The sequence below is a fragment of the Rhizobium sp. RU35A genome (assembly GCF_900156005.1).
GTDB classification, from domain to species: domain Bacteria; phylum Pseudomonadota; class Alphaproteobacteria; order Rhizobiales; family Rhizobiaceae; genus Neorhizobium; species Neorhizobium straminoryzae.
The window spans coordinates 1-8,107 of sequence record NZ_FTMR01000034.1 but is presented as its reverse complement, the minus strand read 5'-3'; the positions used below and the strand labels follow the sequence as shown (position 1 = coordinate 8,107).

Here is an 8,107-nt window from a genome sequence, read left to right as displayed (position 1 = left end):
ATCGGTTTGTCGCTTGTCCTCGCTGGCTCGCCTGCTCAGCGGGCTCTTCAGCCAGGCGTAAAATCCACTGGGATGAACCCGCAAAAGGCGGCACACCGGCCAAACGGCTGGACGATTATCCGCACCAGTTTTCGGGAGGCATGCGGCAGCGGGTCATGATTGCCATGGCATTGTCGTGCTCGCCGCAACTGCTCATCGCCGACGAACCGACGACTGCCCTCGACGTCACCATCCAGGCACAGATCGTTGCGCTCATCAAGAAACTGCAAGCAGAACTCGGCACGGCGGTAATCTGGATTTCCCACGATCTCGGAGTGGTTGCACGCCTCGCCACCAATGTTGCCGTCATGCGTCGAAAAGGCGCCAGTCGATGAGCTCTATGCGCGCCCGGCGCATCCTTACACGATCGGTCTCCTCAATTCCCTGCCTCGGCTCGACGCCCCCACCAAAACCAAGCTTCAGGCGATTGGCTGCCTGCCGCCCAACCTGCTTGGCGTTCTGACCGGCTGTCCATTCGCTCCGCGCTGCAGCTTTGTCACCGAGATCTGTCGCAAACAGGATCCGCCCGTTGCCGAGATCGTACCGGCCCACACGGTTGCCTGCTAGAACCCGCAGGCAGACGGATCAAGGGGATGGTCATGAACGATAACGTCCTCGTCCGCGTCAAAGACCTGAAGATGCATTTTCCCATCCGGGCGGGGATCCTGAACCTCCCCGTCGGAGCTTTGAAGGCGGTGGATGGCGTGTCGTTCGCCATTAACAAGGGCGAAACCCTCGGCCTGGTCGGCGAAAGCGGCTGCGGCAAAACCACGGTCGGTCGCACAATCCTCCGGCTTTATGAGCTGACCACTCTTCAATGCGGCTCAGCACCAACACGGCCTGCGCGCGCTCCGGCAGGGCTGCAAGCGCCGTCTGAAACACACCGAACGTCTGCTTCTCGATCAAAGCCTGTTCGATTGAGGGGATATCAGCCGAGCTTCCAGCAAGCAGATGCTCTTCCAGTCCCTGCACTTCGGCGCCCGCCCGGGTTTTGCGGCGCCGCAGATGGTCCAGCGCAAGATTGCGGGCCGTCTGGTGGAGAAAACCTCTATATGCTCGACCCGTCCGCTCTCAACCGCTTTGTGAGCGCGCAGAAAGGTTTCCTGCGCCAAATCTTCTGCCGTCTGCGGGTCGCGCACGATACGCATGACGGTCCACAGCAGGGAGCGCCGGTGGGCGGCAAAATCGCGCTCAAAATGGCAGGCACGCAATCTGCCTTCCCCACAATTGTTGCAACACATCCGGGAGAGCAAAGTCATCTACTCGATGAAGCACCGTTCGCGATTTGAAACGCATCAGGGGCATTTGGCACTCAAAAATCCGTTAGTCTCCGTCAGTGTTCTCTTCCTAAATCGGCGCCTGGGACCACGCAACACATAACCTGAGATTAAGCGGCAGGTTATTTCGTCTTAAGGGCAACAAATGGATGCCACGCTTGGTGAGCGTGAAACACCGCGGCCATTAAGCCCTCCGCCTGATCGGTGTCTTCCAGCTCTTGAAGGGATTTGAACCGTTTGCACGTGCATAAGCCATTGATGCAGATCTCAAGCCGCCACCCTCAAGCTCTCGCAAATTTCCTCCATCAGATGCTGAACAAAAACCGGTTGCCCTCGGCTGCCGCTCCTCATCAGGGCGAGGTCTATCCCCTTGACCTCTGGCAGATCGGGGCCAGGTTCAATGACGTCCAGGTCATCGGGAACCGAGCACAGAGCGATGGCAGCAATCGCAAGCCCGGCGCGAACCGGCGACAGGATGCCGGCCAGGCTGTGACTCGAATAGGCGATGCGATAGGGACGGTTCGCCTTGGTGCAGGCTTCGATGATGTGCGCGCGCGACACGCAGCCCGGCTGGAAGACCGCAAGGGGCAGGGGTTGGGTCATATCCAGCGGTTTGCCGCGCGCCTTCGCCCAGACGACTGGCTCCATGCGGATGACCTGCGAGATATCGTCATTAGGACGCCGTGTAACCAGCGCGAGATCAAGCTCGTTGCGGCCGATGCGTGCTGACAGCCCTTCGCTCGGCTCGCAGGTCAATTCCACCTGAACATTCGGAAAACTTCGTCCAAATCGCTCGAGGATATTTGGCAGAAGTGCGTAAGCGTAATCATCTGGCGCTCCGAGCCGGACAGTCTCCGGGCCTTGAGCCAGTGCCATCTTATGCCACAGCGTGTCGTTCATCTGCAAGATCACCCGTGCATGGGCAAGCAGTTGCTCTCCTTGTTCGGTCAACCGCTTTGTGCGCCCGCGCTGCTCAAAAATAGGCGTGCTCGCAAAGAGGCTTTCGAGGCGTTTCATCTGCATGCTGACTGCCGACTTGGTTCTCCCTACCTTTTCGGCCGCAGCACCGAAGCTGCCACCATCTGCAATTGCGACGAGAGCCTGAAGGAGAAGCGGGTCAATCTTGCGTAGGTTCGGCATGGAATAGTTCATCCAATTTGAACAATCAGGTGAATACAATTCGATTGTTGTTGGAGAGTCAAGGATATAGCCATCTTTCTACACGGTACCTTTACCGTGGAGCTCAACTTCAACATCAATAGAGACTGCAAGGAGCGCAGTGGCGCCGGCGTGGCCGGGCAATACCTTTGCACGTCTTTATGCAACCGTGGAGATAATCGATGTCGAATAGCTTTCCGTTCAAGGCCAACGTCTTCAAGTCGTTTCCTGCAGGCGATTTCTACCGCGCCAACGCCAAGAACTTTCCGGTCCTAAAGGGACTGGCGGTCCAGGCGCTGGAAATCCAGCCCGGTGGGGTTCGCGAGCCGCACACGCATCCGAACGCCAACCAGCTCGACTTCTGCGTTTCCGGCAAGGGCCAAGTCGGTATCGTCGGTCCGGAAGGGGAAACCCACTATCTCGAGTTGTCGCCGGGCGACATTTCCTTCGTGCCGCAGGGCTATCTCCACTGGATCGAAAACCTGGGCGACGAGCCGCTGTCATTCCTGGTGGTCCTCTCGCATGAACTGCCGGAAACGATCGAGCTGTCCGAAATGTTGACCGGCGTTCCCAATCCGACCCTCGCCAAGATGTACGAGGTTCCGGAGGCGGTCTTCGAGCAGATCCCGCAAAGGACCGTGATCATTGGTGGTGCACCCGCGGAGGACGGCTTCCGCCAGGCTGCCGAATAACCTCGAACCTCCCGGCGGATCACGATAATGCGACATCGAGATACCATCCTGCTTTGTATCGTAGCTCTCGTATGGGGCTTCAATTTCATCGTGATCCGCTGGGGTCTGAACCAATTTCCGCCCCTGCTGTTCTCCGCTCTGCGCTTCGCCGTCTGTGCCCTGCCGGCTGCCTTCGGGATGCCGAGGCCGGATATCCCCTGGAGATCTCTTCTGCTGCTGGGATTCACACTAGGCTTTCTGGTGTTCGGCCTTCTCTATCTCGGGATCTATTTCGGGCTGGGCGCGGGGCTTGCGTCCGTCCTGATGCAGACGCAGGTTTTCTTTACTGTCGTTCTGGCACGTCTCGCGCTGGGCGAGAAAATGGGCAGTGTGGCGATGTTCTGTACCGTGTTGGGTCTGAGCGGCGTGATGCTGATAGGTCTTGAGGCGGGAGCTACCTTCACGGCCCTTGGCTTCGCGCTGACGACTGGGGGCGCCTTTTCCTGGGGGGTGTCGAATGTGCTGATCAAGCGCCTTCCATCCATCAACACGCTGCATCTGATGGTCTGGATCAGCGTCGTGCCACCGCTACCCTTGCTCGCAAGCTCGGTCCTCTTTGAAGGGCCAACCCAAACCGTCGAAGCGCTTCGGTCCATGACGGCGGGTGGCTTGATGACGGTTCTCTACACCTCCTTCGTGTCGACGATCTTTGCCTACGGCGTCTGGGGTCGCATGCTGCAGCGCTACAGCGCAGGCCAGGTGTCGCTGTTTGCGCTGTTGGTCCCTGTCGTGGGACTGACTGCAGCATGGTACTTCCTGGGCAGCACGCTCAGCCCCGTTGAAGTGGTGGGTATCGCTGCCATCATCCTCGCCCTTCTGATCAGCACCGGTCAACGGGCGGTGCGAGGGGCGGCACAGGCTCGGCAATCAACTGCCGAGCCATCACATTAAGCAACAAGTGAAATTTCCGCAGGCATGGCCAAAGCAGAGGAGGGATTACCATGCACGTCACGTTGGCCGACCGGCCCCAGCATCTTTTTTCTCTCGGGGTTCAATTGCTGGCACTGAAATACAAAGCGCTTGAACTGACCGAGGACGAACTCGCCAAGGCCATTGATACAGCGATCGCGGAGGCCGACTCCGTGTTGCTCCAACTTATGGAAGACCTCGCCGTCGATGCGGAGGGGGATACCGCCTAGGTGGGGTCTTTCCCAGCTTTTCTGTATCGCCACATAACGACCGGAGGAAGGCTGCGGCTGGCATCGGTCGCAGCCGACTCGCAAACTTCTTTGGCAGGATACTGGGTCGGGACAATTGTGAACCCGCCTACCGCGGTCCCCACGATGAGTCCGGCCGCCCAGGATTATCCTACTCATGTTTTGCACGTGTATTCGTGTGTCAATGGACCGCAGGCCGGCTCGGCGGCGGCTGAAATTGCTCTGCCTCTGCCAGAGCAACGCTTATCAGGTAAACCAACAGGTCACTGTTGGTCTGCTTGGCGAGGGCCAACGCTTCGCGCAGCTTTCCCACAATGTCGGTACGATCCATCTGCATGTCCTCCCGCCCTTGGACGCATGATGTAGAAACGGTAGCGCAAAACGTGTGGGCTTCAAGCCCGCTAGCGCCACAGAATAGCAGGCAGATTGCAAGAGGTTTTGTTTCCTGCCTTAAAACATGGGACTGCAATTGAAGGCACTGCAATCTGCGACTACCGCTCACCCCTATCAATTCGGCAATTCGATTTCTACACCATTTGCCATGCGATACGTCTAGTATCATAGTTGACAACTTCCGATTAGCGGCTGGTTTAGGGACGGGAATGACCAATGCGCTGCCAATCAATTCTGAATTTTGCCTTTGTGGCCGTGCCACTCTCTGTATCAGTGTTGACCGTGAGCCTGGGGCAATGTCGCGCTCAGTCGATCACCAGCCATACGATCGGTGAAAACCGCTCAAAACTGGACGAGCTCGGCTCCGCCGCTTGGGAGTACGACTTCGGCCAATATGGAAACGCTACGTTCAAGATCGGCACCGGGGTCAGCCTATCCGGCACGATCGAGAAGTCGACCGGCAAAGTGGTCCGTCTGGAAGCGAGCTGGTCCGGACAAGGCCAACCGCAACCCGCTCATTTCTCCGACTTTCGTTTTGGCCAGACGAGCCTTGCGGCTATCAGACAGCGCTTCGGTAGTGCCGGGGCGCTCCCTGGAAGTGGATCACCTGTTCTTACGACATCAGATGGCGGGCTCGCGATTTCCAGCTTTTTTGAAGTGGCAAGCTCCAGCGTTATCGCGACCTTCGTTACGAAAATCAGCCGGGATGCACTTGTCGATCTACAGCGTCGATACGGCGCTGATATATATGCGCATGCTACGAAAGCTGCAGTTCTGGACTCCGTAGTTCTTTCAGATGCGGCCTACTTCAAGACCGTTCGCGGGACGGCAACCGTTTTTGATATCGGATACCGCCCAATTAGGTGGGAACCGACCATTAGCGTGGCCGTGGACACTAAACGGGAACTATCACTCGGTCGGATCAAACCGTCGCAGCTTCCGGTCCCTCGAATTTATTCAGGCCCGAACAATCCGCCAGACCTTGCTGGCCAAAGCGCATCCTTCCGGACCTACGGGACAAGGATTGCTGATGGCATGTCGAATGGGCCGACATTCTCGGGCGAATTTGCGGTCATTCAGATCGATTGCGGCGCCGGTTGTTCGAACGCATTCGTTGGCAATGTTCGCACGGGCGAAGTCTTCAAGCTCCCGATCGGAGGTGATGACCATCCGAACCTGAGCCTCAAATATGAGCTTTCTAGCCGCATGATGATCGTCCAGTCGTCGGAGGTCGAAACCGCCAAATGCTATGTTCGGTTCTTTAGTTTCGATGATGGCGAATGGGTGGAGCTCCTGAGGCAAGACATCGGGCCCTCCAGCCGTTGCCAAAAGTCAGTCGCGCAAAATCTGAAGCAGTAACGGTGCGCAACCGAAACTTTCCGTTGTGGGCGCAAAAAGTCACCGGTATCTTACGCATGGGTTGTAAACGTCGCAACCGCAGAGAACATTCATGAAAACTTCCCCTCCCTCTACCAAGATAGAAATTGAAGACTCTTTTCGCCCCTGGCTTGGCGACGCTGTGATGCGGTTTCAATATCTCTACCCGCACGTTGAACTGGACTGCAACGAGGGGATGGTCACTCTTCATGGTGAAGCGGCGAACGACCCAGCGGTCAAAAGAGATTTTCTATTCGTCCTCTATCGGCAGAAAATATATGCGGAAACCTTGCCCTTACGGCAGATCCTGATTGAAGGCGTGACAGGTCTTGCAAATCGTACCGCTTAAGTTTCGGCCCACAGACGACGGCCTCATTCTTTTTGCCGACGACGCCGGCGGCTATTTCAAAGCCGATCAAAGCTTCTTGAAACGCTACACGGAAAATGCGCTCGACCAGGCAGACCGCCATTTCCTCGACCGTAACGGACACGCCTTCTCCGAGGTAGGTGATCTCGCCTATGCCGGGTTCGAATACCGATTTGCGAGCCGCCTCTATTCGCCGACGGAGCTCGACTACGTAATCCTGGTCCCGACGCTCAGGTGCAATCTTGCCTGCGGCTATTGTCAGGTCTCTCGTGTCAATGAAACCACGCCCGGATTTGACTGGAACGATGAAATCCTGAATGCGGTTTTGAAGTTTCTGGGCGGGTTGTCGACAAAGCACATCAAGGTCGAGTTTCAAGGCGGCGAGCCATTACTCCGGCTCGATGTCATCAAGCAAGTTCAGGCATTCTGTCGATCTAAGTTCGAGCATTGTGAATTCGTGGTCTGTACGAATCTTCAGGAGTTAAGTTCTGAGGCATGGGCATTGCTCGAAGAGCCCGACGTTTTCACGAGCACCTCGCTAGATTCTGACCGCGCCACTCATCAGGCCCAGAGAACAAAAAGTGCGGAGAAAACCACTGTATTTTTTGACAATCTAGCAGCGGCCGTTGGCCGGATCGGCGCTGATAAGATTTCGGCGCTGCCGACGATCGATCCCGCGAAACCACCTCCAGCGGCTACGGTGATCGACACATTCGTCAATTACGGTATTAGGTCAATCTATCTTCGCCCTGTGAACTACCAAGGCTTTGCCCGCAAGCAGTTCAACGCCCTTTCGGTCGCGTCTAACTGGAACCGATATCACTCCTCGTTCATCGACGCTCTGATCGATTACAACTGGGAAGCCAGTGTGCACATCGAGGAATTTTACTTCACCCACTGTCTTCGGCGTGTTCTGCGTTCCGGCCACAATCATCATGTCGACCTGCGCAATCCAAACATTATAGGTTACAGCTATCTGGTCATTGACCATGACGGCAAATTATACCCGACCGATGAGGCTCGCATGATAAGCCGCGTCGGGCAGTTCGACCTTTCCATGGGTGATGTCTTCAGCGGGATTGAGCGCGACAAAATCGAGACATTAAACGCTGAAGCGCTCAATAACTTTCATCCGGACTGCGTCCATTGCCCCTACCAGGCATTTTGTGGTGTTGACCTAGTCGACGATCTGTCCCGATATGGACGTATCGATCTCCCCAAGCACCTGACCGACTTTTGCCAGAGGCATATGTACATCTTCGACAAGGTTTTTTCCTTGATCTACTCCGCGGACCCAAAAGTGCAGAAATCGCTTGCGATCTGGGCCGGCGCAGTGGAGTTCGATCCCTCTTTGTCGAAAGTTCACTGACCTTCTCCCCTGGAATGTCCTCGGTTTGAGGTTAGTCTGTTGTCCGGAGAAGGAGACAGACAATGAAGCGTTCCCGTTTCAGCGACGAGCAGATCATCGGTATTCTGAAGGAGCATCAGGCCGGTCTTTCGGCTGTTGATCTGTGCCGCAAATACGGTGTCAGCGACGCGACCTTCTATAAATGGCGGTCGAAGTATGGCGGCATGGAAGTGGCGGAGGCCAAACGGCTGAAGGCTCTT

General features: G+C 56.4%; 12 protein-coding genes and 1 pseudogene. 10 read left to right on the top strand and 3 right to left on the bottom strand.

All coding sequences use genetic code 11. The features are described 5' to 3' along the window. Nucleotides 1–140: 140 nt before the first annotated feature. The 3 genes and pseudogenes from F3H95_RS27685 to F3H95_RS27390 all read left to right on the top strand — a co-directional run. Nucleotides 141–374 (top strand): ATP-binding cassette domain-containing protein, encoded by a 234-nt coding sequence (locus tag F3H95_RS27685; protein WP_280177859.1) that lies wholly within the window; start codon nucleotides 141–143, stop codon nucleotides 372–374. Beyond that, nucleotides 337–606, top strand: a complete 270-nt coding sequence (locus tag F3H95_RS27680) for an oligopeptide/dipeptide ABC transporter ATP-binding protein (RefSeq protein ID WP_280177858.1) — start codon at nucleotides 337–339, stop codon at nucleotides 604–606. The genes F3H95_RS27685 and F3H95_RS27680 overlap by 38 nt, the downstream gene beginning before the upstream one ends. Nucleotides 607–638: 32 nt before the next feature. Then, a pseudogene (locus F3H95_RS27390) lies at nucleotides 639–848 on the top strand (ATP-binding cassette domain-containing protein); the annotation flags it as partial. Nucleotides 849–941: 93 nt separating this feature from the next. Here the strand turns inward: F3H95_RS27390 and F3H95_RS27385 are convergent. Next, a complete protein-coding gene (locus tag F3H95_RS27385) occupies nucleotides 942–1,187 on the bottom strand; it encodes a sigma factor (protein WP_244618160.1) in 246 nt (81 codons plus the stop codon). 396 nt (nucleotides 1,188–1,583) lie between these two features. Then, a complete protein-coding gene (locus F3H95_RS26800) occupies nucleotides 1,584–2,456 on the bottom strand; it encodes a LysR substrate-binding domain-containing protein (protein ID WP_188134509.1) in 873 nt (290 codons plus the stop codon). Nucleotides 2,457–2,656: 200 nt separating this feature from the next. Here F3H95_RS26800 and F3H95_RS26795 point away from each other — a divergent pair, with 200 nt between their 5' ends. From F3H95_RS26795 to F3H95_RS26785, 3 genes are read left to right on the top strand one after another with little or no spacing between them, the layout of a single operon-like run. Next, entirely contained in the window at nucleotides 2,657–3,166 is a 510-nt protein-coding gene (locus F3H95_RS26795; RefSeq protein WP_149748218.1) for a cupin domain-containing protein, read from the top strand. Nucleotides 3,167–3,193: 27 nt separating this feature from the next. Further along, nucleotides 3,194–4,096: an EamA family transporter gene (locus F3H95_RS26790; RefSeq protein ID WP_149748217.1), complete on the top strand. Its 903-nt coding sequence runs from the start codon at nucleotides 3,194–3,196 to the stop codon at nucleotides 4,094–4,096. Between the two features lie 50 nt (nucleotides 4,097–4,146). Beyond that, nucleotides 4,147–4,344 (top strand): hypothetical protein, encoded by a 198-nt coding sequence (locus F3H95_RS26785; protein WP_149748216.1) that lies wholly within the window; start codon nucleotides 4,147–4,149, stop codon nucleotides 4,342–4,344. A 199-nt stretch (nucleotides 4,345–4,543) separates the two neighbouring features. Here the strand turns inward: F3H95_RS26785 and F3H95_RS27330 are convergent, their stop codons facing one another. Continuing rightward, the gene (locus F3H95_RS27330; RefSeq protein WP_188134508.1) at nucleotides 4,544–4,693 is read right to left on the bottom strand and encodes a hypothetical protein; all 150 of its coding nucleotides are present in this window, start codon (nucleotides 4,691–4,693) and stop codon (nucleotides 4,544–4,546) included. A 278-nt stretch (nucleotides 4,694–4,971) separates the two neighbouring features. On the opposite strand from F3H95_RS27330, the gene F3H95_RS26780 reads away from it, so the two are divergent. The 4 genes from F3H95_RS26780 to F3H95_RS26765 all read left to right on the top strand — a co-directional run. Then, nucleotides 4,972–6,114 (top strand): hypothetical protein, encoded by a 1,143-nt coding sequence (locus F3H95_RS26780; protein WP_149748215.1) that lies wholly within the window; start codon nucleotides 4,972–4,974, stop codon nucleotides 6,112–6,114. Nucleotides 6,115–6,205: 91 nt separating this feature from the next. Then, nucleotides 6,206–6,481 (top strand): hypothetical protein, encoded by a 276-nt coding sequence (locus F3H95_RS26775; RefSeq protein ID WP_244618159.1) that lies wholly within the window; start codon nucleotides 6,206–6,208, stop codon nucleotides 6,479–6,481. Then, a complete protein-coding gene (gene hxsB, locus F3H95_RS26770) occupies nucleotides 6,462–7,868 on the top strand; it encodes a His-Xaa-Ser system radical SAM maturase HxsB (protein ID WP_149748214.1) in 1,407 nt (468 codons plus the stop codon). Before F3H95_RS26775 ends, hxsB begins: the two co-directional genes overlap by 20 nt. Before the next feature lie 62 nt (nucleotides 7,869–7,930). After that, nucleotides 7,931–8,107 (top strand): transposase (locus F3H95_RS26765; protein WP_149746233.1); only part of this gene is annotated, 177 nt, incomplete at its 3' end.

What these genes read in the sequence shown, in the direction of transcription:
- F3H95_RS26800 (WP_188134509.1), bottom strand. Translation starts at nt 2,456, where the DNA reads ATGCCGAACCTACGCAAGATTGACCCGCTTCTCCTTCAGGCTCTCGTC.
- F3H95_RS26775 (WP_244618159.1), top strand. Translation starts at nt 6,206, where the DNA reads ATGAAAACTTCCCCTCCCTCTACCAAGATAGAAATTGAAGACTCTTTT.
- F3H95_RS27330 (WP_188134508.1), bottom strand. Translation starts at nt 4,693, where the DNA reads ATGGATCGTACCGACATTGTGGGAAAGCTGCGCGAAGCGTTGGCCCTC.
- F3H95_RS27680 (WP_280177858.1), top strand. Translation starts at nt 337, where the DNA reads ATGTTGCCGTCATGCGTCGAAAAGGCGCCAGTCGATGAGCTCTATGCG.
- F3H95_RS27385 (WP_244618160.1), bottom strand. Translation starts at nt 1,187, where the DNA reads ATGCGTATCGTGCGCGACCCGCAGACGGCAGAAGATTTGGCGCAGGAA.
- F3H95_RS26795 (WP_149748218.1), top strand. Translation starts at nt 2,657, where the DNA reads ATGTCGAATAGCTTTCCGTTCAAGGCCAACGTCTTCAAGTCGTTTCCT.
- F3H95_RS27685 (WP_280177859.1), top strand. Translation starts at nt 141, where the DNA reads ATGCGGCAGCGGGTCATGATTGCCATGGCATTGTCGTGCTCGCCGCAA.
- F3H95_RS26790 (WP_149748217.1), top strand. Translation starts at nt 3,194, where the DNA reads ATGCGACATCGAGATACCATCCTGCTTTGTATCGTAGCTCTCGTATGG.
- F3H95_RS26780 (WP_149748215.1), top strand. Translation starts at nt 4,972, where the DNA reads ATGCGCTGCCAATCAATTCTGAATTTTGCCTTTGTGGCCGTGCCACTC.
- F3H95_RS26785 (WP_149748216.1), top strand. Translation starts at nt 4,147, where the DNA reads ATGCACGTCACGTTGGCCGACCGGCCCCAGCATCTTTTTTCTCTCGGG.